Below are 25,724 nucleotides of genomic sequence, written 5' to 3'. Positions count from 1 at the left end.
CGCCTATCCTATTGATGCACTACACTTTGCTCAATCGTATCCCTATAAACCTTTTCGAATCGATCTACAACTGATCCCCAGGAATAGTTTCTCGCTGTTTCGATCGCTGCTTGTTTTAATTGATTTTTGTTTGACTTCTTAATCACATCATTTACGTGAATAGCAGCTGAACGAACGTCAGTAAAATCGAGCACGTAGCCGTTCTTTCCATGATCGACCATCTTCTTGAAAGATGGAATATCACTTAAGATCGGAATCGCTCCTGAAGACATCGCCTCTAATGCAGACATTCCAAATCCTTCGTAAGCGGAAGCCGAGATAAAATATTCAGCTTTCCCCATCTCTTCTAAAAGTTCTTCATTGGGCAAAGATTCTCTGATCGACACATAGTCTTCTAACTCGTACTCTTTGATTTTGTTGATCAATCCATCTTTCAAGTTATCGAAATCTTTTCCTACGATGCAAAGGCTAATATCAGGGTTTTCATCTTTTAATAAGTGAATTAACGTCACAAGTTTATCGATTCTCTTGTTTTGAGAAAACCTTCCAACAAACAAGAATCGATTTCGTTGCTTTTTAACGTGTGAAACACGATGGTACGCATCAAAGTCGATGCCGTTTTCGATGATCTCCGTCTTTCTCTTCCCAAGTGGTTGAAAGAGTTCGTAATCATTGATGCTGCAAGCGAGGATTCGATCTGCCTGCATAAGACTCATCCGCGTCATCGTTTGGAAATAGACTTTCTTGAACTGTACAAGATCTTGAGTATGAAAAAATCCGCCGTGTGTGGAAAGGACGATCGGTTTCTTATGAATCGCCTTGAACCATGTGAAGTAATCGATAAAAAAATCGACGGCATGGACATGAATGAGGTCATAGTTCGATAGATAGGAGATAGAAGAAAGCGCAACAGGGTACTTTTTTGAACCTACATATGGGATGCGCGTTACATTGATTCCATTTTCAATCGATGAAGTTGGAAGTTTGTTTCCAGTAGCAAACTCTCGGTCCAGTGTAAGAACGTCAGAATCGATGCCCTTCTGCTTCAAATGCAAAGCGAGACTCTCAACAAAGCTTTCCATCCCGCCAATCGAAGGTCGAAACTGCCGGACAACATGCAGCACGTTCATCGCATTTTCACCGTCCCCTCGTATGTTCTCTATATAGAACGATTGTAACATTAGTTACGCTATTGTACAATATAGCGAATGTTTTAATTCTGTAAAAAGAACAAATCAGTATAATTCTATATTATTTTGTGTTTCGATATCTTCAGAACTCTCAATGATGATCGGTTCATACGCCCCATCAACATCAGCGATTCGAAGCGTATTGTTCGTAATTTGGCCATAGCGTGTGCTCACTACTTTGATTGCAGCTTTTCCGCCGCTTTCCACAGTATTTTCATCTAGCCGCAAATCATCCTGATTGTAAACTTCGATCCCGTTCGCTTCGTTATCTGTTACGGTATTGTCTTCTATTTCGAGTCCACTGCTTCGATAGATGTTTGCGACAAAAATACCTGTTGACCGGTTCCTTTTCACATGATTATCAACAATTTCATTATTCTCTGAACCCGCTCCTTGTAGGTGGATCCCTTCGTTCTTACTTTCGAAAATCTCGTTTTTTCTAATCGTAATTCGCTCGTATTCTCGTAAACCATCTTTAAAATCTGCCGTCGCTTCCCCTAAGTTAGAAGCCTGAACAAATATGCCTTTTCCGTTACTGTTCAATACAGTATTCCTTTCGACTAAAGCCCCATCAATTCCAGTAATATAAATACCGTTAGCATTTCCATTCTCATAAGTTTGTTTCACGAAATTGTTTGTAACAGAGACGTCATACGCCTTATTAAATCCACCTTCAACAAAGATTCCATCTCCACCATACCCACCGGTCTTGCCGTATCCTTCGATCGTGTTATGTTCGATCCGCCCCTGGCTGACCGTGCGAAAGGCAATGCCTGCGTTTTGAGAGTGTAGAACAGTGTTCAGTGCTATGACGATTTGACGGTGAGGGGTGTCACCCTCTTTAACGTTATGGCCAACTTCGATACCAAAGTCTCCAGCATTCTCGACCGTATTTCCTTCAATTATAATGTTTTCACTCGACTTACCTTCCTGATAACTAAAATAAATTCCGTTCTGATAATCTACCTGTTTAACCGTGTTTCCCTTCACAACGATGTTTTTCATTGCCTGAAGCCCAAGTATCCCATTAGAGCCACTATCTATAATCGTATTGTTCTCAACAAGGCCATCTTCAGCATTATAGAGAACGATCGAGGCACCTGCTGAATTGATGATAGTAGTATGATAGATTTCGAAGTTCTTTACGAACGGAAAACTGATCGTGTGTGCACTAGGATCATCGATCAACGATTCTCTATTTTGTTTGTCACCATCGAATGTGATGTTACTAACTTTGACATCAACTGCACCTTCTTCTGCTTCTAGTAACTTAGCACGGTTAGGCTCACCATGAATCTTCGCTTTGATTTTAAGAATGGTTTGACCATTCTCCGCACCTTTTAAATGTACACCTGACCTTAGAACGATCGTGTCTTCTAGATAAATAGTTCTAGGAGGTAGCTCTACAGCCCCTCCTCCCTCTCTATGTTTCTGATCGATCGATGCCTGAATATCATACTCTTTTGGAAGAACGAGTATGAATACGACGACAAAGACAAGGAAAAGGGAAACAAGCCATTTTACAACCATAGCTCCCTCCTAACTCAATTCTCCTGCTGACTGTGCCATTTGATAAAATCGAATAGGATCTTATACTCACTGAGCTGCTGCGTTGTAATCCCTTCTTCATGAGCAAGTTGTACGACTCCCGTCAGCTCATTCGATAGCGATAACCGATCAACATCCAGTAAGTCATATAAATCGACTTCGAGCACCTTACTGACACGTAATAGCACATCGATCGTCGGATTCGTCTTAAGGTTTCGTTCAATATTGCTAAGGTAAGATTTTGAAACTAACGCACGCTCAGCGAGAACGGATAATGAAATCCCCTTTTCCCTTCTAATCTTCCTTACATTTTCTCCTACCATGTGTGAGAGTTCCCCCTCATCCCAACAGACAGCTGGCACCTTACCTTTACTCATCTCAACCATAGAGCTTTTCACTCGCTTTGTTTTCTACGGCTACATCGTTGAATAAATCTGCTGGTGTGACTGCCCCAGATAAATGCTTTTTCAACCATTCCTCTCCTTTAGAAAATAGGTTAAGAGAAACGAGTTTCTCGATCGTTTCTTTATCAAAACGGTATTTCAGCACTTTTGCAGGTACCCCGCCCACAATCGCATACGGAGGAACATCTTTCGTTACGATCGACCCTGCAGCAGCGATCGCCCCTTCCCCAATTGTTACGCCGTCTAAAACGATGACGTTCGCACCGAGCCAAACATTATCCTCAATCGTAACCCCTTCGAAGTGATCGTAATACTCTTTATCGACCCACGTTTCGTTATTTAATTGGCCGTACGATGAATAAAAAATAGGTGATGTGCTAACGAAATGAGCAGGATGTGAACCGAGTCCCATCTGACAACCTGGGCCGAACGAGCAATAAGACCCAATCGTGCTATTCATGATGTTATTGTTTCTAGAAGCATACGTATAATCACCGATCGTAGAGTGAGAAACCCTTGAATAATCGTTGATTCCACAATGTTTGCCCATCCTCGTCGTATTGGGGTCGATCTGAACGCCTGGTCCAATGTAGACTGCTGAATGAAGCTGTTTGAACTTCTTCAACTTCAACCAATTTTTTACGGAGTGTGGAATAGACTTCTTTAGGAACTTCATACCTTTCCCCCCTCTTCCTATTCCTAATTGGCTTTCTGAACTCGTTTGCCCATCGCTCGCCTGAAGTAATCGATAAAAGCACAAACGATGGCTTCACGAATACTATAAAACTCTTTCCCTTTTAGAAAGTAGAGCACGTACTTTACTGCGTTCTTCACAATAAAATAAACGAAAAAGATCGGATAAATCGTTTTCTTCGAATACCTCGACATGAAAAGAAGGTTGTTGCGTGTACCATAATAATTTGAGAGAGGCGAACGGTAGCCAGTTGTCGCTTGCACTTTGTGATAGACGAGAGATTGTGGAACATAACGCAATCGATAGTTTGCTTTTTTTATTTCGAGACTATAAGCCACATCTTCGAAATATAAAAAGTAATCTTCAGGAAGGTAACCGATTTCTTCGATAAGATGAACAGGGAAAAGAAACACACAGCCGGTTAAGAACCCTTCATCAGTTGCATCTCGCTCCTGCCGTACGTCTTCTTTATGAAACGGTGTACCGATCAGCCATCGAATTCCCCCACCGCTATACCACGTCTCTTCAGGTCGATCGTAGTAGTTAATATGAGAACAGCATCCTCCTATATCAGAACTCGAAGCACATTCTTCAACGAGAGGGCCAAGGAAATCAGGGTCGACGATCGTATCGTTGTTTAATAGGAGCAAGTAATCGAGTTCCGGAAACGCTTCTAGAGCAAGCTTGATCCCCGCATTATTTCCCCCAGCAAATCCAAGGTTTTCTTCGAGTTGAAGTAGACGATACCTACTTTTTGACAGATACGTATCTAGCTCCTCTCTTTCAGAGGAACAATTATCTACTACGATCACCTCATAGTTTGGATAGTTGACCTTCTCAAGTGACTCAAGGCACTCGATCGTATCGCTCGCATTGTTGTAATTTACGATAATTATACAAACGGAAGGTGTACGCTTCATTTAACTCCCTCTCAATAAGTCATATTTTGATCAAGGTTGATACTGCTTTTCATAATAAGAAACATATTCACCAGTCTTAACCCTTTCCCACCAACCTCGGTTCTTTTTATACCATCTAACGGTTTCTTCTATTCCTTCTTCAAAAGAAAAGCGTGGTTTCCAGCCAAGCTCAGTCGAGATCTTCGTCGCATCGATCGCGTAGCGCCGATCATGACCAGGACGATCTTTAATGAACGTGATCAAATCCCGGGAACAGCCAACTTTCTTAACTAACGCTTCTACTAACTCGATATTCTTTCGTTCGGTGTTTCCCCCTACATTATAAACCTCGCCTGCCTTACCACCGTGCAGAACAAGGTCGATCGCAGAGCAATGATCGTTAACATGAAGCCAATCTCTTACGTTCTGTCCATCACCGTAAATCGGCAGCGCCTTACCTTCTAGCGCATTCGAAATCATCAGAGGAATCAGCTTCTCTGGAAACTGATAAGGACCATAGTTGTTGGAGCACCGCGTAATGCAAACATCTAACCCATATGTTTTAAAATACGAAAGTGCAAGTAAATCTGCGCTAGCTTTCGATGCTGAGTATGGACTTGATGGAGAAAGGGCCATCTCTTCATGAAAATATCCTTCTGCACCAAGAGAACCGTACACTTCATCAGTCGAGATCTGCACGAACTTAACACCGTACGTTTTTGTTAAATCAAGCAACACATGCGTACCGATGATGTTCGCATTCACGAAGCTTTCTGGATGCTCAATACTTCGATCAACATGTGATTCTGCTGCGAAATTTACAACAGCGTCTATCGAGTGAGTCTTAAAAACTTGTGCCATCCCTTCCCGATCACTAATGTCAGCATGCACGAACGTATAGCGGTCATCATGTTCAACTTGCTTTAAGTTCTCAAGGTTACCTGCATACGTTAACGCATCAACATTGATGATCGAGTACGTAGGATGCTTCTCAAACAAATAATGGATAAAGTTACTTCCGATAAATCCCGCGCCACCTGTCACCAACACCCTCACGTCTAGCTCACCTCCTCGTTGCTTCTGTCACGTCTTTTAAAAATGGTAACCCTGTGTCTTTCTCAGATAATATCGGTGTAGCAGTTGGCCAGGTGATACCTAGGTATGGGTCGTTCCAAACGATTCCTCTCTCATGTTCTGGAGAGTAAACATGATCGACTTTATACAACACCTGCGTGTTCGCTTCGAGTGTGCAAAACCCATGTGCGAAACCTTGAGGAATCAGGAGCTGACGATGATTCTTTTCACTTAACGTTAGTCCGATCCAATGACCGTAGGTTTTTGAGTTCTTACGAATATCTACGGCTACATCGTAGATCGATCCAGCGATGACCCTGACAAGCTTCGTTTGTGCATAAGGTTCTTCTTGGTAATGCAACCCTCTGATGACGCCTCTCTCCTTTGATAACGAGTGGTTATCTTGTACAAACGTGTAATCCAGCCCATGTTCAAGGAACGTTTCTTGATTATAGCTTTCTAGAAAATACCCACGATCATCTCCAAAAACATCGGGTTCAATGATTTTCACACCGCTAAGTTTCGTATCGATTACCTTCATCACCTGACCCCCTTCGTTTCTACTTCATGAGAAGCGCTTCTTTTTGGAATAACGTGCTAAAATCTACTTCCTCAGTCAATCGATTCGCAAGCGCATACGACTTATGAGTACCGGCGTCCGTCCAGTTCCCTGAAAGAATATCGAACGTTAAGTTTCCTTTTCTGATGTAGGCATTGTTCACGTCTGTGATCTCCAATTCACCTCGATCGGAAGGTCTCAAGCCATCGATGACATCGAATACGTAAGGATCGTACATATAGATACCTGTCACTGCGTAGGTCGATTTTGGAATCGCTGGTTTCTCTTCGATCGAAAGGATGCGATCTTTCATCAATTCAGGTACACCAAACCGCTGTGGATCATCTACCTCCTTGATTAAAATTTTTGCGCCACTAGGTTGAAGATCATAGTTTCGGATATAAGTAGAAAGATCATCAGAGAAAATGTTATCCCCAAGAATAACGACCATTTTTTCACTACCTACAAACGGTTTTGCAAGTCCCAGCGCTTCAGCAATTCCTCCCGCATTATCCTGGACTTTGTATGTGAACGTCACATCAAATTCATGCCCACTACCGAGTAGATTCACCACATCACCCATGTGTTCACGTCCTGTCACAATCAAGATATCCTTAATATCAGCTTCTTTCAGTTTGTAAATCGAGTGATAGATCATCGGATACTTCCCTACAGGCAGCAGGTGCTTGTTCGTGACTTTTGTTAAAGGATACAACCGTGAACCAGTTCCGCCGGCAAGAATGATTCCTTTCATGTTATCACCTCATATGATTTTCTGTTTGTCATCACGACGCTTCTCTCCTTTATTGAACAAGATCCTTTTCGACTTAACGAAGCGAGAAAGATCGACCTCTCTTCTAAAAGCAGAAAGGACTAAAGAGAGAATCATGATGAAAACTCCGCCTATAATAAAGGATACGAATCGATGCATCGGAATGAGCATCATCGTCATCATGTACACGCCAAGGGCGATGATTCCTGAATTGATGAATGTCAGTAAAATCTGCTTGTAGGGAAGTAAATCGCGTTTTTTAATGTTAAATATTTTCGAGACATCCCTTTGTTGAAGGTACACCCCGATATAAGCCGCCAATACTGTTGCAGCAGCAACGCCAAGATAACCGAAGAAGAATAGAAACAGGAAACTTAATGCGATATTGAGAACAACGGTGATGATCGTGTTGTGAAGGAGCAGTTTTTCGTTTCCCGAGATTTGTAGGAGCGTATAAAAAACGGTAAACCGCAGTGGGAATTTCAGCAGATAGATCACGAAAATAAGCGATGCGCTTAAATACACGTCTGAATAGATGATCTCGATGAACTGCTGATGATAAAAAAGTAAGATCCAGAACAGCGGAAAGATGATGACAGCAAGTGAACGACTCGTTGATGACCAAAGGTTCATCGCACGGTCTTGATCACGATCGACATTATAGATTCCGCTTAGCCTTGGAAGCATCGCCGTGATGACCGACACCGTAATGATCGCCATGAACGGAACTTCTTTTGCCGCAATTGAGAAGATGGCAAACGTTTCAACGGCGAAAAACAGACTCACGATAATCTTATCTGTTGATTGCATGATCACATCGAGCGCTGTTACGGACCCTAATGAGAAGGTATATTGAAATTGACGCTTGATCAGGCCCATATCGAATGAGAACTGAACGTTTTCAAGTGATAAAAACGTAAGGTGGAGAAGAATCACACGAGCGATCTCCATTGTCCCGATCGTCATGACGATCAAGTAAAGATCTTTCGTTTTATAGGCGACATACACGACCAATAGGAGATAAATAAAGTAGTAGCTGAGTGTAAAGATGCTGAATACTTTTACTCTACCTACCGAAAGAAATAAGTTCTCTAGATAGCTTCCTAGAATTGTAGCAAAACACCATAATCCTAACCAAAGCGCATACTTTCTTAAATAGCTATCTTCAAGGATGAAACCATTGTGGAATATCAGCATGAAGGAAAGCAATGTGCACAAACCTAGTGCTAAGAGCGTGATGAACGTATTGGAAAGGACACGCGCTTTCTCTTCAGCGTCATTCGTCTTGTTGTAGAAATAGGTGAATGTGGTTTGCATTTCAAATGGTACTAACGCTCCAACCATGATCGCAATCAACAAAATTTGCTGATAAATCCCCATTTCACTGACGGAAAGAATTCTAGCAAGAATCATCATGGTGAAGAGAGCGACAAGTGATTTTGCCATGCGATAGCCTGATAATAAAATCGAGTCCCTAAGCATAATAGCACTCCCTAGTAAGCATTATCAGACCGAAAAAGGACCATAAACGTTTTGCAAATGATTTTAAAATCGATACCGAGAGACCTCGTCTTAATGTACTTGAGATCTAGAGCGACCATCTCAGAAAAACCTAGACTGCTCCTACCACTCACCTGCCATAACCCCGTACACCCTGGGATTACCGTTAAGCGTTGCAAATCATGCTCGGTATATTCCACGATCTCACGCTCAAGCGGTGGCCTTGGACCGACAATACTCATTTCACCCTTCAGCACGTTCCATAGCTGAGGAAATTCATCGATACTCGTCTTTCGAATGAAACGTCCGATCTTCGTTACTCTCGGATCTTCTTTCATTTTGAATAGAGCACCTTCTGCTTCGTTGTAATCGAGCAGTTCATACAATCGATCTTCTGCATTTGCGACCATGGAACGGAATTTGTACATGTAAAAGGTTTTACCATTTTCTCCAACTCTAATTTGCTTGAACAAAATACTTCCTTTCGGGTCTTCCCCTTTAATTAAGAAAGCGACGATAAGGAATAATGGGCTTAACAAAATGAGACCTACAACTGCTAAAAAAAGATCGATGAGCCTCTTGTAGATCAGATAACGCTTTTCTTCTGCAGTGTAGATAGAAGGTGAAGGTACGTGAAGTTTTCTACTAGGACTTACCCGTATTTTGCTGCCCTGCAAAGAAAAGACCTCCTTTACTTTCTCTTTCCCCCTCACAAATAACTAGAATTATGGTTCCCCCGCAAATGATTCTTAATAAAGAACAAACAGGCAACAGGTTTGGATGAGACGGTCCAATATCTTCTCAGCAAATCCCCTTTCAAGCCATCATTTTCGTTAGAGTGAAATTGCCTTCTCGACTTCTTCCCATTTCTCATTTGAATAAGTAAGCTTTTTGAGCGCGTGCTTTGACCCTCTTTGAATTTCGATGATCTCGACTTCTTCTTTTGTCCGTACCGTAATGGATTCTCCAGCTTTAAGGGAAAAAACGACTCCTGGTTGGATGATTTGTGTGGAATCTTGGAGTTGGATACTACCTGTTCCTTTCGTTACATTCCAAGTGACGGTGCGATCATGACCAGTTTCGAATGTGAGATGTTTCCCTCCCTTCACGACTACTTTTCTAGTAAGCACTTCGTCATCTGCATAGGAGCGATCGAGTTCTTTCCACCATCCCCAGCTATGCTCCTTATACCTGGCTTGTTTCTCGATACTGCTCAGCACGGATTTAATCGTCGGACTTGCTTCCTTCTCCGTGACAAGAATGCCATCATGGCTTGCTACAACCACAGTGTTCGATATACCGAGCACAGCAACTGGTATGTCTAATTCATTGATGATGTGCGTATTTATTGATCGTTCACATGCTTTTCCGGGACCGATCTGATGTGTTTTCATTTCTTCCGTTAGCGTGTTCCATGTGCCAAGGTCTTTCCAAAACCCTTTATAAGGAAGTACAACAATGTCCGGTTCCTTCTCTACAATTTCGTAATCGAAGCTTTTCTTCGGTAGAAGATGATAGCTTTTTAACAGCTCATCATATTGAATCGGAAATCTATTTTGTTGAAGGTACGAAATAATATAGTCTAACTTAAAAGCGAAAACGCCACAGTTCCAAAGACCGTTCTCCTTGATGATCGATTGTGCAACTTCTTCTTTAGGCTTTTCGATAAATTGTTTTACGTTCATATACGGTGAGGAATCATGTTGATCAGGCACGATATAACCGTACTTTTCGGAAGGATGCGTAGGTAATGCTCCAATGAGAGCTAAGTTTGCTTTCGAGTTTGTGACAGTATGCTCTAGCTCTTTGATCGTCTGAAAGAACGCATCGTCTACATAAGGATCGACTGGCAATACAGTCACTACCTCTTCAAGAGGGACACTTTTCACAGAGTATAAGTAAGCTGCGGCGAGAGCGATTGCAGGAAATGTATCTCTACGTTCAGGTTCTATTACGAGTGGAACATCACGACCGATCTGATCAATGATCATATCTACCTGTGATTTGCTCGTTGAAATCAGTGTTGATGACGAAAGCTGAGCTTTTTTCAGCTGTCCCCACACTCGTTGTGCCATCGACTGATTTCCACCTTCATTAGATAATATTTTTAAAAATTGTTTTGACCTTGAATCGTTCGAAAGGGGCCATAGGCGTTGACCAGATCCGCCAGAAAGTAAAACGACGTTCATACGCGTACTCCTTTCCGTTCTTTTTTAAGAACAATGCTGCATATCACCGCGCCACTTCTTCATTATAATAATACGCATCTTTTACTTTCTTCTCTTTGTTTTGATTTAACGAAACTCCAAGAAATTTAGCCTCCGCTTTTTCCATTAAGTGAATGGCTTTCTTCGCATCGACTTTTGTTGTTTTACCACTTTTTAAAACTAAAAGGGACATCTCGCATAAATTCAACAAGATCTGAGCATCAGATACGACCAGTAATGGAGGTGTATCGATGATAACAAAGTCATATAGGTCCCTCGCCTGGTTGATAAGAACCTCCATCTCTTCAAAGCCTAATAGTTCTGAAGGGTTTGGGGGAACCGGTCCACTCGTTAGTAAATCTAACCTAGGAATGTCGGTCGGAATAATCATATCTTCAAGCTGCTGTTGCCCTGAAAGAACGGTCGACAATCCTTTACGATTTGGCAAGTGATAGATCGAGTGCAAGCTCGGCTTCCTCATATCCGCATCGATCAACAGCACCTTTTTTCCTTGTTGCGCCATGACGATCGCGAGGTTTGAAGAGGTCGTTGTTTTGCCATCACCAGATTGTGAGGAGGTAATCACTAGCGTTTTCACTTGCTTCCGACCTGTTGAGAACTGAATGTTTGTTCTTAGGGTACGAAAGCCTTCTGAGATCGGTAAGTGCTTCGACTGGTAGGCGACCCTCCCAAGAGTTCGGCTGATCAGAACAGACTCATGTTCTTTATGACCCAATTGCATTCCCTCCTGACTTCACTTTTTTCACATTACTCTGTACCTGCATCAGTTTTTTCGGTTCATTGTAGTTGATGATTCCAAGAGTCGGAACGCCAAGTACTTCATCGATATCCTTATCCGTTTTAATCGAATTATCCATATACTCTAAGAAAAATGCGAGAGCGATGGAAAATGCTAAACCAAGGACGAGTGCGATCCCGACATTGATTACCGGTTGAGGACTGATTGGCTCTAAACTCGTACTCTCTTGAGCACTCGATAGCACACTTACGTTATTAACGTTCATGATCGTGCTGATTTCAGCCTGAAAAACACTAACGATCTCGTTCGCGATCTGCATCGCTTTGTCTCGCTCACTGTCTTGTACAAAAATTTCTACAACTTGAGATTCTTCTGCATTCGCTACTTCGATTTGAGCATTGAGTTCCTGAGGAGTTAAATCTAGATTCATTTTCTTTATGACTTCGTTTAGAATAAGAGGACTTTTGATGATAACGTTATACGTATTGATCAGATCCAAATCCGTTTGAAGCTGATTGCCATCGACTTGCGTATCCTTGTTCGATTGATGCACGAGAATTTGAGTAGAAGCTTCATAGGTAGGAGTCAAAAAATAGAGTGATAGAACCGCACTTACGACTGCAGATAAAATAACGAGTGAAATGATCATAAAGATCCGCTTCTTCAACACACCTAGGACTTCTTTGAGATTGATCGTTTCTTCCATCACTACCTCCATCATGTATAATTTTTGTTACCTAACATGACTGTTCTTTAAAAAGTTCTTACTCATATTATAACGTTTTTTATAAAGAACACAATACGAACTATTTACTAGTTTACTATTTTCTACGTAAATTCCTATTTAACACTAGTATTGAAGGCTTTATATGTAGTGTAGAACGGGATAAGTGAGCATAAAGAACTACCAATGCAGCGTTAGATGAACAGTTATAAAACCGTTCGTTATATTGTACATTTGAACACTAGAAGGTATACCAACATTTAACGCAGCTAATTTTGTTCTCCAAAGTGAACGAAATCCTTCGACACCAATCGAGCCAAACCGGGTGGTGACAGGCACCGTCCTATTCGAATGCCCTCCCCGGATCATACTCTCTTAAGTCGAGCTCTGTTTCTTCCTTAGCGATCAATCGAGCTAGTTCGGCTCCGAGAAATGGTCCGCTCGTCAAGCCGGATGCGCCGAGTCCATTTACAATGTAGAGCCCGTTCACATAAGGTACGGCACCCGCGACAGGAAGGTTTCCAGGTGTAAACGGACGGAAGCCAACTTTCGTTTCGACATACGTACTCATTTCTAATCCTGGGGCAACTTTCAGTGCTCGCTCAATAATATGGTTGATTCCGCCCATCGTCACACGACCATCAAACCCAGCTTCATCTTCCTGCGTTGCACCAACAACGATCTTTCCATCTTCAAAAGGTAAGAAATATTGAACGAACGGCGGCATCACGATCGGCCAGTCACCGGTCTCTGTTCCTGGCAGCTGTAAATGAACGATCTGAGCCTTCTGAGGTGAAACATGAAATGTCATCCCGAGTGGCTCGATCAATTCTTTTGCCCACGCTCCACCGGTTACGATGACTTCGTCTGCTAGATGCTCTTCATGATTCACAAAGACACCTTTGATCTGTGAACCTTCCCATTTCAGTGAAGCGTCTCCTCCTATCAAGCGTGCACCATTTTTTTCTGCCGCACGAATAAGAGCATCCCTGAGCGCAGCCCCATGGATTCTTGCCGCTCCTCCGACATACACCGCTCCAAACCGATCAGACAGCGGCGGAAACATCGCCTTCGTTTCTCCTTTCGATAGTTCCCTTACCTCGCCCATCTCTGGCGTATCTTTTCGCCTCTCGAGCGCCATATTCAATTTTTTCTCTAACTTCGTTTCACCAGAATAAATATTGATCGCTCCAACACGCTTATAGCCTGTTTCACTCTCACCATCATTTTTTAGCGCTTCGATCAAATGCGGATAATACCTCGCCCCCGCTTCCACAAGTCTATAAAACGTCCCGTTCTTTCGATTCGTAAGCCAAGGACAGACGATACCTGCCGCAGCTTCCGTTGCCTGTCCACGATCGTTTCGGTCGATCACGGTAACGGCAAACCCTTTTTTAGCGAGGTGATAGGCCGTAGATGCTCCAACAATACCTGCTCCGATGACAATAACTGATTTCATGACATACACCTTTTCTTCTTCTTTCTTTCTAGCTATTTTACAGGATAACCTTCATCCCCTCAATTCACCCTATTCATCCATAAATTGGTTCAATCAAACGTTTGTTTAACAAAAATTCAGAAGGATTTACATTTTAATAGGCGTTTTGTAATCGCTTGTTAACACAGGATTTACACATATTCGTTACAATAAGGCTGACTTCATAAAAGGAGGCAATACATTAGATGCACAAGCTAAAAGCAGTTTTTGCAATCATCATGATGCTAGTATTGATCGCACCATTTTCTGCTTTATCAGCAGCAGAAAGTTCAATAGATACAGTCGGAAAGCGTGACGGAGGGATTGGCAACACGACGAATTTTACCGACCTTGCACCGAACGTATCGGTTGATAAAAAGATCAACGATATCATCTATCCCCTTTTCGCTACACCCGCAATAAAGAAAAAGGGTCAGGTCTTAACGATGCAGATCGATACCCACGGGAAAGAAGCAGCTAGTTGGGATGTTATCCTAAAACCAAACAGTAATTCAGCGATAACAGAAACGCATAACCTACCAGTGAAAGATATCTCGATCGGGAAATCACATTGGAAGGATAGTGAGAAAATCTATGATGTGACTGTTACGATTCCTGAAGACATACCCGAAGAGCTCTATGATTTACAGGTTGAATATACAGCGAATGGTCAGCGTCATTCCGATGAGCAGCCCCATTCAGTCAACGTTGTCGATGAGTTTGATAAAGACTTTGAGTTTTTACACCTGACAGACACACATATCGGTTCGCCTCGTAATCTAGGTAACCAAGATGATGTTTCCACAGTAGACCCTGGTCGAACGAAGGAAGCTGGCATGTGGAGCCCTAAGGAAGAGGATCGCTGGCTTTACCTTCAAAAAGCGATTAAAGAAGTGAATCTGAAGAATCCAGATTTCGTAGTCGTGACGGGAGATTTGATGTATGGGCAGATGAACCCGCAAGAATACATCTATGAATATGAAGAAACGTACCGCATGCTTCAACAGCTGGAAGTCCCAGTGTACCTTGTTCCAGGTAATCACGATTACTACGCGCAAGATGCGACACTAGCAGACGGAGCGAAATATTGGGAACAGTATTTTGGACCTCAATACTTCTCATTCGATTACGGTCCTTACGCTCACTTCATCGGATACAACTCATTCGACTGGCACAAGTTTGACCGTCAAGGACACGGAACGGTGTCGGTTCCAACTTGGGGCGGACAAATTCGTGAGAAGCAGCTCGATTGGGTAAAGCAAGATCTTGAGAAAAATGCTCAAACCGCACAGCCAAACCAAATTAGAGGGCTGTTCTCTCACCATAATCCGCTATGGCGAGACCGTGACATTTGGCCAAAAGAAGATCCAGATGTACAAAAGTACTGGGAGCAATATGACGCGAAGCACAACCCTCAGTCGTTAGAAACACTAGTACTTGGAGAAAAGCTAGGCATTCAATATGATCAGCAGTGGCACGGCGAAAACGCCCATGAACTGATCGAGGTGATGAAGCAGCACAACGTGGATATTAGCTTACATGGTCATACTCACATCGATAACGTTACGAAAGAAGACGGCATCCTTTATACAACATCAACTTCTCTCGAGCTTAGCGGTAAGCCATACGTCGGCTTCCGTCCGCTTGAAGTAAAAGATGGCGACGTTGTGAATTATAACTACCAGAATCCTCATCACTCTGTACCCGTTTACGAGAATGGTGATACGGAGAGCGGTGTGATGTCTCTTGAATCCAGCTATAAAAATAGCAATGATGGACATGCATCCAATCAAACAGCGACGATTACCAATCGTCTTGATAAAGAAATGACAGTAACGGTTCCATTTTATTTAGTAAAAGGAGACTACAGCGTTTCTGAAGGAACTGTAACGCAAAACACTGCATCTGGAGACAAGCAGCGCATTGAAGTTGAAATCACGGTACCTGCGAAGAGCTCAAAAGAAATCGTCGTAAAATAAGCAGAAAGAGCTTATAAGGCATTCGCCTATAAGCTCTTTTTCTTTGTGCTATGATTTTTTCGGAGCCGCAGCCCAAAGGACCCACCAGATTAAAAGCGGTTGAAAGAGAAGTCTGATCCACAGCAGTGTCTCGTTCGCTTCTTCCTGACCTGGAGCTGGTATCCCAGCGATGGCCGCATAAATATTCGCTGGAAAAATCGCCACCAGATAAACCGCTGTCCAAAAACGTGCTTGCTTTCGTGTAGCAGGCAGCAGAAGGAGAACCGCAAGAAGAATTTCAATGATCCCCGTTACATAGATGATTCCTAAGCGAAACGGCACCCACTCTGGCAGCATGGCGGCAAACCCTTCCCCTTGAGAAAAGTGAGCAACACCTGCGAATATGAAAAAGAGTGCAAATAAGACAAGTGCAATGATGCGTATGATGTGCTTCATAATGATCTCCTTTTTTGGTGATACACCTATTGTAACGCTTGGAGATCTAGTAATCATTTAATGCGGCTTGCCTATGTCCTCTCACGACTTATCCTCAGTTTCTGGAATACTATTAAAAAAATTCAACAGCTGGTCAACACATTCTTCACTCGTAAACTTACCGTCCCCCGCCTTGACCATCTGCAGGTTAGCGTACGTGATCATGAGCGCACTCCTTGCGTCTGATCCGTCTAACTCCGTAATCCGTTTTTTCATTTGTTCCAAACTTAGCATGTCGTTCTTCCTTCCTAACGTGTTGAAATGCATTCATCAAAAAACGTTAACACTTTCCGATAAACCCTCATCTCATTTTCTTTTTTCGAGAATCCGTGTCCTTCATCATCTAAAACGAGGTAATCTACCTTTCTACCTTTTTGCTTTAACGCCTCGACGATTTGATCGGATTCCGCTTTTACAATCCGTGGGTCCATCGCTCCCTGAATCACGAGCATCGGTTTCGTCATCGTAGAAAGATACGTATGAGGGGATGCTTCGATCAGCTCCTCTTTGTCTGTGATCGGGTCACCGACTAGCTTCTTCGTCGCTGGTTTCCAGTGCTCAGGCACTGTATCAAGGAAACTGAACAAATTACTCGGACCAAAAATATCGACGACTGCTTTAAAATACTCTGGGTGTCTACCGTGTAAAAGAAGCGCCATGTAGCCGCCGTAGCTACCGCCCATCAATAGAATCTTATCCCGGTCCACATGGCCTTCATTGACTAACCATTCGATTCCGTGAACATTATCAAGACGAGGACCATTTCCCCAATCCCCTTCTACCATTCGTTTAAAAGAGAGCCCGTACCCAGTTGACCCACGGAAGTTCGGCGCAAAAATACTATACCCTCTGTGAAGCAGGAATTGAAACAGTGAACGGAAAGACGCTCGTTCAGCAACTTGAGGACCTCCATGCGGCCAAAAGATCACATGACCGTTACTACTTTCTTCTTTTGCTTTAAAATACTGTGCTTCGATCTCAAGTCCATCAAATGACGAGTACGTGACGACGTTTGGTTCGACCATATCTTCTTTGGCTACACCGGGTACGGTGTAGTTCGTAAGGTTCGTCCACCCTCGGTCTGTTTTTTTATAAATATTAGACGGAACTGTAGGAGAGCTCCCCTGAACATAGACGCCCCCTTTACCACCAACGATCACCTTCTCAATCACGTTTACAGGCGTTTCGATTTTCTCGAGTTTTCCAGAATCAATCTGATACTGATAAAAATAATCTTGAACACCTTTTTCGCTCGTGAGGTAGAGTGTGTGACTCTTACGGTCAAATACGATGTCCGTAAAACTTTCACTCTCTAGCTGAAGCACTCTTTCAAAGGCTCTCGACTCTAGGTCGAACTTCGCAAGATAGGAAAAATCTTCGCCATAGTTCGTTATCAAATACACAACGGTTTCTGAAGTGAAAACTGCACCATCAAAGGTATGCTCGGTGTCTTTGTCAGGCGTTAATAGAATGTGTTCATCGTCACGCTTCACGTAAGGAAGTGAGTATGTATTCGTATAAAATTCTCCATAGAGAAAGCTTTTCTCTTCGGGACTTTTATCGAAAAGAAACACCATGGCTTCCTTTCCCTCTAGAACCGTATCTTCTTCCCCTGTTTCAAGGTTATAAGAGTAAGCTTTCAAGAAGGTTTCGTTCTCTTTGTTCGACGTATAATAAAGGCGCTTGCTATCGTCGGATAGAAACGGCATATCATGGCGATGCCCTTCTGCTTCTCTTAGAGCTTTCACCTTTCCACCATATGTAGGAATCGCATAGATCTGTCCGTTCTCATCACCGTCTCGATCCATTACTGCCACGATAAAAGATCCGCTTTTATCATAAAAGACCTCCTGACAGCCCTGGTTCTCAAATGATATCGGGTAAGGAAAAGTGTGTGGAAGATCCATCGCCCATAAATTAAACGTTCCATTTAAGTTTGTACTGAAGACCATCTGCTTTTCATCTGGACTAACATCAAATGTCTGAATGCCTAGCGTTTGAAAAAATTGTTCTACATCTGGCTTTTCAAATTCAATCATTTCGTGATCCCTCCAAGTATAATTACTGCAACCTGTATACCTATTTCGAAACTGAGAGAGAAACTCCTTGTCCGTTAACAAATATATCCAAATAAAAGATGAACTTCCTAATGTGGAAGTTCACCTTCTAAGTGTTAGAACAAAGCTTCAGTTAATCTTTCGTGTAGAGGCAACTACCCCAATCCCTGCCTCCAGACAATAAACCAGGGGTTCGTTAAGTCCATCTTGTTATATTCCAGGTGCCTGTCACCTGTCGAAAAGTGCCTGTCACCTGTCGAATTTGTCGAATGAACCACTTTGCCACCTGCACCCTGAACAACGGCATGACCTGCTGCGGTATCCCACTCCATTGTTGGAGCGAAGCGTGGATAGACATCCGCCGCTCCTTCAGCAACGAGACAAAGCTTCAATGAACTTCCTGCTGATGCGACAGCCACTTTTCCATACTTCTCCTTCAAACCATCGAGGAACTCCTTCGTTTCAGGTGATGGATGAGACCGGCTCGCTACTGCTGTGATCATCCCTTCCTTTCGTACGTGTAAAGGAAGACGGTGACCACTATCACTTTCGATCAAAGACTTATAGGAAGAATAGCTCCCCTCGGAAACCTTCTCGATCTTATAAGACCCTCTGTCTACATCTCCAACATATAGTGTGTCAATCACTGGTACATAAACGACTCCAAAAACAGGTTTCCCCCTATGAATAAGAGCAATGTTTACTGTGAATTCTCCGTTTCGTTTAATAAACTCCTTCGTGCCATCGAGCGGGTCGACAAGCCAGAAACGTTCCCATTTCTTTCGCTCATCGTACCCTAGATGACTTCCTTCTTCACTTAGAATCGGGTAATCTACGATAAGCGCGTTCAATCCCTTTACGATTGTGTCATGCGACAACTTGTCAGCGACCGTTAAAGGCGATGCATCGCTCTTTTTCTCAATTTGAAAATCACTGCTTCCATAAACCTTCATCATCGCTTTTCCAGCATTCACTGAGGTATGAATAACGTTAAGTAAGTCCGTATCACTTACCAATGCGCCCACTCCTTTCCGAAATCATGGTGAGGCACACCTCATCCCTACTACTGTATGCAAAGGGGCTACGCGCGTTCTAACATGCGGTTCAATGCATCCTTTGCAAACTTCGCTGTCTTTTCATCCACTGAAATTTGGTTTGTTTTCCTACCTGCGAGAACTTCTTCAAGAGACCAGAGAAGGTGAGGTAGGTCGATGCGATTCATCGTAAGACATGGGCACATATTCGGATTCAGTGACACGATGTTTTTATCAGGATGGTCCTGAATAATACGATTCACGAGATTCATCTCTGTACCGATTGCCCATGACGAGCCTGATGGTGCCCGCTCAATCGTTTCTATGATCATCTTTGTAGATCCTGCAAAATCAGATTTCTGCACGACTTCAAACGTGCACTCAGGGTGAACGATGACGTTCACACCTGGCATGTCATCTCGAACTTGTGCAATATTATCGAGCGTGAACTTTTCATGAACAGAACAATGCCCTTTCCATAGAATCACCTTCACATTCTCGTAATCTCCGTCGTACTCAAGACGAGCTGATATCGGATCCCACACCGCCATCGCTTCTAGTGGAATGCCAAGGTCGTACGCTGTATTTCGTCCTAAATGCTGGTCTGGCAAAAAGAGAATGCGCTCTTTTTGCGTGAACGCCCACTCGACCATAGCCGTGGCATTTGATGACGTTACAGTCGCTCCGCCGTTCTCCCCAACAAACGACTTGATCGCTGCGGTCGAATTCACGTACGTTAACGGAAGGATGGTCTCACCGAATGACTCCGTCAACATTTTCCATGCGCGCTCGGTCTGATGGATGTCTGCCATATCTGCCATCGAACAGCCTGCCCTCATGTCTGGAAGGATGACCGTTTGATGTTCCTCTGTTAAAATATCTGCCGTCTCCGCCATAAAGTGGACCCCGCAAAAGACGATCGTCTCTGCTTTCTTGTTTTTCGCGGCTAGCTGAGCAAGCTGCAACGAATCACCCGTGTCATCCGAAAATTGAACGACCTCATCTTTTTGATAGTGATGAGCAGGCAAATAAAGACGGTCGCCGAGCTCCTTCTTAATTTCACTCACGCGCTGAACCATCTCTTCTTCTGATAACGTGTGATACCTCTCTGGAATGCCAACCGGCTTCGTTAATGCATCGAGTATACTCATTCCTTTTCCCCCTTCATTCGAAGACTAATATCTAGACTTTTAACAGAGTGCGTGAGACAACCGAGTGAGATCATATCGACACCACAATCCTTATAATCGATAAGGTTATCGAGCGTAATCCCGCCCGACACTTCTGTCACGATCGACTTTGGCACGAGTCGATTATAAAAAGTCGCTTCAGCTGGTGAACAGTTATCAAACATGATGATGTCTGCGTTCGCCTCAACTGCTTCCCTAACCTCTTCTTCGGTACTCGTCTCCACTTCGATCTTCGTCATATGACCGACCTTTTTTCGCACTGCTTCAACGGCGAGTTGAATACTTCCGCACTGTGCAATATGGTTATCTTTCAACATGACTCCGCCATCAAGCGTGATACGATGATTCACCCCTCCGCCACAGCGAACGGCATATTTCTCGAGCATCCGCAGCCCTGGCGTCGTTTTCCGAGTATCACAGACGCGGGTAGGTGAATCACTGAGCAAGTAAACGGCATGACTCGTCATCGTTGCTATTCCACTCATCCGCTGAATCAAGTTCAGTATGACGCGTTCACCCGTGAGAATCGCTTTTACCTGACCCTTAACCCGTGCAATCACATCTCCACTTTGTACGCGTTCCCCATCTTGCACGTACAGCTCAATAGAACAACTTCCGTCTAACATGTGAAAGCCTAGCTCGATCACACCTTGACCACAAAATACGCCATCTTCCTTCGCTATGAACTCTGCAACACCTTGTTCCGTTGAATTGAATAACAGCTCACTCGATAGGTCTCCTACACCGATATCTTCATTAAAAAATTGCTCGAGATTTTTTCTCAGTAGTAATCCATTCATCTTCAAAGATCCCCCTGGTTATCCTTTTTTGCTGGAAATGCTGTATTGGTAGTGGAAAATCAGAACGAAAATGTCCCCCACGACTTTCAGTCCGCGTATATGCTGATGTCGCCATCAGCCAGCTTGTTTGGATCATATTGAACGTCGTGATCTCCTCAATACTCGAGGCAGGCTTCTTTCTGCTAGTTAGATAGAATTCAAACGCAGCGATCGCTGATGAGAGCCCAGCTTCATGCCTCGTAATACCCACGTGAACATTCATTAAGTTCCGCAACATGCAGGGCTCTGGCAGGGACCGTGGTATGTGAAGAGGTTGAAAACCGGTATCTAAATTCAGCCGAACAGGCTTATGATTTCGTATCCAAGTCGCCGCCTCATTCGCAAAGACGACCGCTTCAAGAAGGGAGTTACTCGCGAGTCGATTCGCACCGTGAACACCAGTGTTCGCCACTTCCCCAATCGCAAAAAGGTTCTCGACCGTAGTTCTTCCGTAACAATTCGTTTCCACCCCACCCATCAAAAAATGTGCTCCTGGCTGGACAGGAACTTTTTTTGATGAAGCATCGTCTCGTGTCAGGTACGATGCGATCGTTGGAAAACGTTGATCAAAGTTAGGTACGGAGGAAATGTCGAGGTATACCGGAGTCTGCTCCTCATAGATGGCGCGAGCTACGACGTCTCTTGGCGCGAGATCAAGAAGTTCGTGCTTTCCTTCCATCAAACGCTCCCCTTTTGACGTAACCAAAACGCCCCCTTCGCCTCTTACTGCTTCGGATATGAGATAGGTGGTATCACCCGCATACATCGTTGGGTGAAACTGCATGAACTCAAGGTCAGAAACGCGCGCTCCTGCTCGGTAAGCCATCGCGATGCCGTCACCTGTCACCGACGCATCGTTTGACGTAACGGGGTAAAGCTGCCCCGCGCCGCCGGTAGCAAGGATGACGTGATCCGCTTTTACTGTGAGCTGTTTTCCTTCACAATCCATAAACCAGGCACCTGAACAGGCTCCGTTTTCAACGATGAGATCGACCGCAGCATGATGTTCGATGATCGTACAGCTCTCTTTTACTCTTTTTAAAAGCGTTCCTATGAGCTCTTTACCAGTCGCATCGCCGCCGGCATGCAGGATTCTAGGCACACGATGTGCACCTTCAAGGCATCTCGAGTAAGACCCATCACGGTTTCGGTCAAACGTCACACCTAGGCCGATCAAATCTTGAATTCGCTCGCCGCCTTTTTTTACTAAAAGCTCTGTTAACTCCTCATTATTATGAAAAACACCCGCTTGAATGGTATCGAAAAAATGATCTCCCCAACGATCATCATCCGACGTGACCGCCGCGATGCCACCTTGCGCAAGCCTGGAATTGCTTTGTCCTAGCTTAGACTTTGTGATAACCGTCACATTCTTATCCGCAGAGAGAAGCTCAGCAGTCAACAAGCCTGCCACCCCACTACCAATAACAAGTACTTCTGTATAAAAGTTACCCATGTTACCTTCTCCTAAATTGATGTTGTCCTCTGTAAAGTTTACATGTGTCTTGACACTAATAGTTACATAGATTTAAATAAAGTACAAGACAGAACTTTATGAGGAGAGCGAAATGATTTATTTGGACTATGCAGCGACTACCCCGATGTCTGACCTCGCAATCGAGGTTTACACGAAGGTGGCACGCACGTATTTTGCGAATTCACAAAGCCTGCACGATGAAGGAACTTCTGCTGCTCAGCTCCTAGAAGTAGCGAGACAAACCATCGCTCAATCGATCAACGGGCACCCTTCAGGCGTGTACTTTACTTCTGGAGGCACGGAATCAAACATTCTAGCGATACGAGGGCTAGCTAAAAAGCATACCTCAGGTCACATGATCACTGCGAAGGCTGAACACTCTTCCATCCTCCATACATTTCAACAGCTCGAAAAAGATGGATTCGACGTCACGTATCTATCGTATGATGACAACGGTAGGTTCAAGTTGAATGACCTGATCGAAGCGATTCGAGACGATACGATTTTAGTATCGATCGCTCACGGAAACAGCGAGATCGGAACGCTTCAGCCAATCGAAGAAATCGGAAAGGAACTCATGGAAAGAGGAATCCCGTTTCATACGGATGCGGTCCAAACGTTTGGCAAACTACCTGTCGATGTCAAAGAGATGCACCTTACCGCTCTCTCCATATCTTCACATAAACTATACGGACCTAAAGGTGTAGGAGCATGCTACATCGATCCGTCACAGTCATGGCAAGCAAGCTTACCCGGAACCGTCCATGAAAAAGGATTTCGACCGGGTACAGTGGATGTACCAGGGATTTTCTCCTTTACAGCAGCAGTAGAAGAATCGACTACAAATATGGAGCTCGCTCATCAACAAAGTAAGACGTTAAGAGACTTTTTACTGAGTGAGTTGAACGGAGCAGATGTGGTCATCGAAGGTGGAGATGATAAAGGGCTTCCTCATATCGTAGGACTGCGGCTGAAAGGAATCGAAGGACAGTACGTGATGAATGAACTGAATCAAAAAGGAATCGCCGTCTCCACAGGCTCAGCATGTTCGATCGGTCAGCAAAACCCTTCCAAAACATTAAAAGCGATCGGACGTACCGATGACGAAGCAAGAGAACTCGTTCGAATCAGTTTTGGGAGGCACACGACGAAAGAAGAGTTAGAAAAGACAACATTAGTGATTCGCAGCATACTAAGCACACGGCATTACACTTCACAGGCACCACCCGGATAATGTCGAAAAAACACCGATCATCCTAACGATGATCGGTGTTTATCATACAGGTCTTATTTTCTCTACCCTCTACAAAACGGGCTACCGCAAATACTCCTCAAGCACACGGTCATTATTTTTCATATACGTCGCGATGTTCTTTCCTACATAACGTAAGTGCCAAGGCTCATACTTGTAGCCTGTCACATGCTCTTCTCCTTCAGGGTAACGGATGATGAACCCATATTCATGTGCATGCGCATCGACCCATTTCCCTTCATCGGTGTATGCGAATTCTTCGACCAATCTATAATCTACATCTGGACTCGTCACATCCATTGCTAGACCGGTTTGGTGCTCGCTATGACCAGGCTTTGCACTTACTCGATTCGCATACTCTTCTCCATGTTCCTCAACATTTCTTTCATAGATTCGCTTTTGTCGTTCATACGAGCGATAGCCTGATTGTGCATAGAGGTCGAGTCCTGCTCTCTCTGCTCCATCAAACAATGCTTCCAAGTGAGCAACAGCAATTGTGTTCATCTTCCGCTTATTGTGTTCATAATCGAACGGAAACGGAACGTTCGGTTCCTCTAACTCTGCAGGAACATACGTTGATGGCAAATCACGCTGCTTGTTCACTAACAACAGTTGGATCGGTAACGAAACTTCCGTATCGACGTATTCATCGATCGCGCCATAGCCCCCAAGGACCGTAAACTTCGTTAATCCTTTATCAGCTATATAAAGCTTCGCAGGATTCGGTACGTAGTTTTTTTCGATCAACAGGAGAGAGTCATCTGTTTTTGCCGCTAAAACGGAACCCGCTAATGCATCTGCAAAATCCATACCAGTTGCTAAATAGACTTCATCTGCACTGCCCTGTGGGAATGCGTCCGCAACAGCACGGGAAGTTTCATAACGATCACTCCCAGCAATTCGCATCGAATTTGGGATATCCTCCTCTACGTCATTCGGGATAACTCCAGTGCCTCCGATTACATAATTTCGTTCATTTGATTCAATGCGAGTTTCTGTAACAGTTGGAATGCTATCTTCTAACGTGAGTAAAATTGGATAACCTCTGTATGCTGCATACGGTGCGATCGATAACGCATCTGGAAAATTCTCACCACTCACAACGGCCGCTCTTTCACTTGCCTCCATTCGGTCAGCGATCAACGCTGCCGTCTCAAACCGATCGCTTCCTGAAATCCGCTCCACTTTTAAATTCATTTCATCTTCTATGTATGCTTCCACGTCATGAGAGACTGCTCCAGGGCCTCCGAGTATGATTATGTTGGTCGGATTTAACCGCTGAATTTCTTTCTTAGTCGCGTTTGATAGCTTCGTAGATTGTGTCAGTAAAATCGGTGCATTTTCTTGATAAGCAAGAGGTGTTCCGGCGAGGGCATCAGGGAAGTCATTTGCTCTTGATAAAACCACCGTGTCACTACCATCAGGCCAACCTTTCTTTGATACCTCAACAGCCGTTTCGATTCGATCGCTTCCAGAGATTCGATCGATCTCCACCGCTTCAGCCATTTTAGGGAACGATAGAACTAGTGCCATAAGTCCAATTCCCCATAGTAAGCTTACGCCAAATTTGTGTGTAAGCATATTTAATCACCCCATAGTCCCCGTTCCCGTAAT

24 protein-coding genes are annotated in these 25,724 nt (G+C 43.8%); 2 read left to right on the top strand and 22 right to left on the bottom strand.

Annotation, left to right across the window (positions count from 1 at the left end):
- Nucleotides 1-8: 8 nt before the first annotated feature.
- The 14 genes from ACXAEY_RS02570 to ACXAEY_RS02505 form a co-directional block, all read right to left on the bottom strand.
- On the bottom strand, nucleotides 9-1,130 hold the full coding sequence (locus tag ACXAEY_RS02570; RefSeq protein ID WP_474810278.1) for a glycosyltransferase family 4 protein: 1,122 nt from the start codon (nucleotides 1,128-1,130) through the stop codon (nucleotides 9-11).
- 105 nt (nucleotides 1,131-1,235) lie between these two features.
- Nucleotides 1,236-2,720, bottom strand: coding sequence for a right-handed parallel beta-helix repeat-containing protein (locus tag ACXAEY_RS02565; protein ID WP_474810276.1), 1,485 nt, complete (start codon nucleotides 2,718-2,720; stop codon nucleotides 1,236-1,238).
- Between the two features lie 14 nt (nucleotides 2,721-2,734).
- Nucleotides 2,735-3,061, bottom strand: a complete 327-nt coding sequence (locus ACXAEY_RS02560) for a helix-turn-helix domain-containing protein (RefSeq protein WP_270180235.1) — start codon at nucleotides 3,059-3,061, stop codon at nucleotides 2,735-2,737.
- A 55-nt stretch (nucleotides 3,062-3,116) separates the two neighbouring features.
- A complete protein-coding gene (locus ACXAEY_RS02555; protein ID WP_474810274.1) occupies nucleotides 3,117-3,818 on the bottom strand; it encodes a CatB-related O-acetyltransferase in 702 nt (233 codons plus the stop codon).
- A gap of 23 nt (nucleotides 3,819-3,841) precedes the next feature.
- Nucleotides 3,842-4,756, bottom strand: coding sequence for a glycosyltransferase family 2 protein (locus ACXAEY_RS02550; protein WP_474810272.1), 915 nt, complete (start codon nucleotides 4,754-4,756; stop codon nucleotides 3,842-3,844).
- A gap of 30 nt (nucleotides 4,757-4,786) precedes the next feature.
- Nucleotides 4,787-5,791, bottom strand: a complete 1,005-nt coding sequence (gene rfbB, locus ACXAEY_RS02545) for a dTDP-glucose 4,6-dehydratase (protein ID WP_474810270.1) — start codon at nucleotides 5,789-5,791, stop codon at nucleotides 4,787-4,789.
- Nucleotides 5,792-5,798: 7 nt separating this feature from the next.
- On the bottom strand, nucleotides 5,799-6,350 hold the full coding sequence (gene rfbC, locus ACXAEY_RS02540) for a dTDP-4-dehydrorhamnose 3,5-epimerase (RefSeq protein ID WP_270180238.1): 552 nt from the start codon (nucleotides 6,348-6,350) through the stop codon (nucleotides 5,799-5,801).
- Between the two features lie 19 nt (nucleotides 6,351-6,369).
- Nucleotides 6,370-7,122 (bottom strand): sugar phosphate nucleotidyltransferase, encoded by a 753-nt coding sequence (locus ACXAEY_RS02535; RefSeq protein ID WP_474810268.1) that lies wholly within the window; start codon nucleotides 7,120-7,122, stop codon nucleotides 6,370-6,372.
- A 9-nt stretch (nucleotides 7,123-7,131) separates the two neighbouring features.
- A complete protein-coding gene (locus ACXAEY_RS02530; RefSeq protein WP_474810266.1) occupies nucleotides 7,132-8,622 on the bottom strand; it encodes an oligosaccharide flippase family protein in 1,491 nt (496 codons plus the stop codon).
- A gap of 11 nt (nucleotides 8,623-8,633) precedes the next feature.
- Nucleotides 8,634-9,317 (bottom strand): sugar transferase, encoded by a 684-nt coding sequence (locus ACXAEY_RS02525; RefSeq protein WP_474810264.1) that lies wholly within the window; start codon nucleotides 9,315-9,317, stop codon nucleotides 8,634-8,636.
- A 156-nt stretch (nucleotides 9,318-9,473) separates the two neighbouring features.
- A complete protein-coding gene (locus ACXAEY_RS02520) occupies nucleotides 9,474-10,829 on the bottom strand; it encodes a sugar phosphate nucleotidyltransferase (protein ID WP_474810262.1) in 1,356 nt (451 codons plus the stop codon).
- Nucleotides 10,830-10,872: 43 nt separating this feature from the next.
- On the bottom strand, nucleotides 10,873-11,583 hold the full coding sequence (locus tag ACXAEY_RS02515) for a CpsD/CapB family tyrosine-protein kinase (RefSeq protein ID WP_474810260.1): 711 nt from the start codon (nucleotides 11,581-11,583) through the stop codon (nucleotides 10,873-10,875).
- Nucleotides 11,573-12,313 (bottom strand): YveK family protein, encoded by a 741-nt coding sequence (locus ACXAEY_RS02510; RefSeq protein ID WP_270180243.1) that lies wholly within the window; start codon nucleotides 12,311-12,313, stop codon nucleotides 11,573-11,575. The genes ACXAEY_RS02515 and ACXAEY_RS02510 overlap by 11 nt, the downstream gene beginning before the upstream one ends.
- A 361-nt stretch (nucleotides 12,314-12,674) precedes the next feature.
- Nucleotides 12,675-13,790: an NAD(P)/FAD-dependent oxidoreductase gene (locus ACXAEY_RS02505; RefSeq protein ID WP_474810257.1), complete on the bottom strand. Its 1,116-nt coding sequence runs from the start codon at nucleotides 13,788-13,790 to the stop codon at nucleotides 12,675-12,677.
- A gap of 224 nt (nucleotides 13,791-14,014) precedes the next feature.
- On the opposite strand from ACXAEY_RS02505, the gene ACXAEY_RS02500 reads away from it, so the two are divergent.
- Entirely contained in the window at nucleotides 14,015-15,787 is a 1,773-nt protein-coding gene (locus tag ACXAEY_RS02500) for a metallophosphoesterase family protein (RefSeq protein ID WP_474810255.1), read from the top strand.
- Nucleotides 15,788-15,835: 48 nt separating this feature from the next.
- Here ACXAEY_RS02500 and ACXAEY_RS02495 read toward each other — a convergent pair whose 3' ends face one another.
- The 7 genes from ACXAEY_RS02495 to nadB form a co-directional block, all read right to left on the bottom strand.
- Nucleotides 15,836-16,279 carry a DoxX family protein gene (locus ACXAEY_RS02495; RefSeq protein ID WP_474810253.1) on the bottom strand — a complete coding sequence of 148 codons (444 nt, stop codon included), beginning with the start codon at nucleotides 16,277-16,279 and terminating at the stop codon, nucleotides 15,836-15,838.
- A gap of 24 nt (nucleotides 16,280-16,303) precedes the next feature.
- Nucleotides 16,304-16,495, bottom strand: coding sequence for a hypothetical protein (locus ACXAEY_RS02490; RefSeq protein ID WP_474810252.1), 192 nt, complete (start codon nucleotides 16,493-16,495; stop codon nucleotides 16,304-16,306).
- A 14-nt stretch (nucleotides 16,496-16,509) separates the two neighbouring features.
- A complete protein-coding gene (locus ACXAEY_RS02485) occupies nucleotides 16,510-18,300 on the bottom strand; it encodes a S9 family peptidase (RefSeq protein WP_474810250.1) in 1,791 nt (596 codons plus the stop codon).
- Nucleotides 18,301-18,473: 173 nt separating this feature from the next.
- On the bottom strand, nucleotides 18,474-19,334 hold the full coding sequence (gene cysQ / locus ACXAEY_RS02480) for a 3'(2'),5'-bisphosphate nucleotidase CysQ (RefSeq protein WP_474810248.1): 861 nt from the start codon (nucleotides 19,332-19,334) through the stop codon (nucleotides 18,474-18,476).
- A gap of 65 nt (nucleotides 19,335-19,399) precedes the next feature.
- Nucleotides 19,400-20,503, bottom strand: a complete 1,104-nt coding sequence (gene nadA / locus ACXAEY_RS02475) for a quinolinate synthase NadA (protein WP_474810246.1) — start codon at nucleotides 20,501-20,503, stop codon at nucleotides 19,400-19,402.
- Entirely contained in the window at nucleotides 20,500-21,342 is an 843-nt protein-coding gene (gene nadC / locus ACXAEY_RS02470) for a carboxylating nicotinate-nucleotide diphosphorylase (protein ID WP_474810244.1), read from the bottom strand. Before nadC ends, nadA begins: the two co-directional genes overlap by 4 nt.
- Nucleotides 21,299-22,837: an L-aspartate oxidase gene (nadB, locus tag ACXAEY_RS02465; protein WP_474810242.1), complete on the bottom strand. Its 1,539-nt coding sequence runs from the start codon at nucleotides 22,835-22,837 to the stop codon at nucleotides 21,299-21,301. Before nadB ends, nadC begins: the two co-directional genes overlap by 44 nt.
- 112 nt (nucleotides 22,838-22,949) lie before the next feature.
- Between nadB and ACXAEY_RS02460 the strand changes: the two genes are divergently transcribed.
- Nucleotides 22,950-24,092, top strand: coding sequence for an IscS subfamily cysteine desulfurase (locus ACXAEY_RS02460; protein WP_474810240.1), 1,143 nt, complete (start codon nucleotides 22,950-22,952; stop codon nucleotides 24,090-24,092).
- A gap of 81 nt (nucleotides 24,093-24,173) precedes the next feature.
- Here ACXAEY_RS02460 and ACXAEY_RS02455 read toward each other — a convergent pair whose 3' ends face one another.
- Nucleotides 24,174-25,691, bottom strand: a complete 1,518-nt coding sequence (locus ACXAEY_RS02455; protein ID WP_474810239.1) for a cell wall-binding repeat-containing protein — start codon at nucleotides 25,689-25,691, stop codon at nucleotides 24,174-24,176.
- Between the last annotated feature and the right edge of the window lie 33 nt (nucleotides 25,692-25,724).

Source organism: Anaerobacillus sp. ABA4_114, from assembly GCF_056159065.1.
The sequence above is the reverse complement of the archived record's forward strand: the minus strand, read 5'-3'. Positions and strand labels throughout refer to the sequence as shown.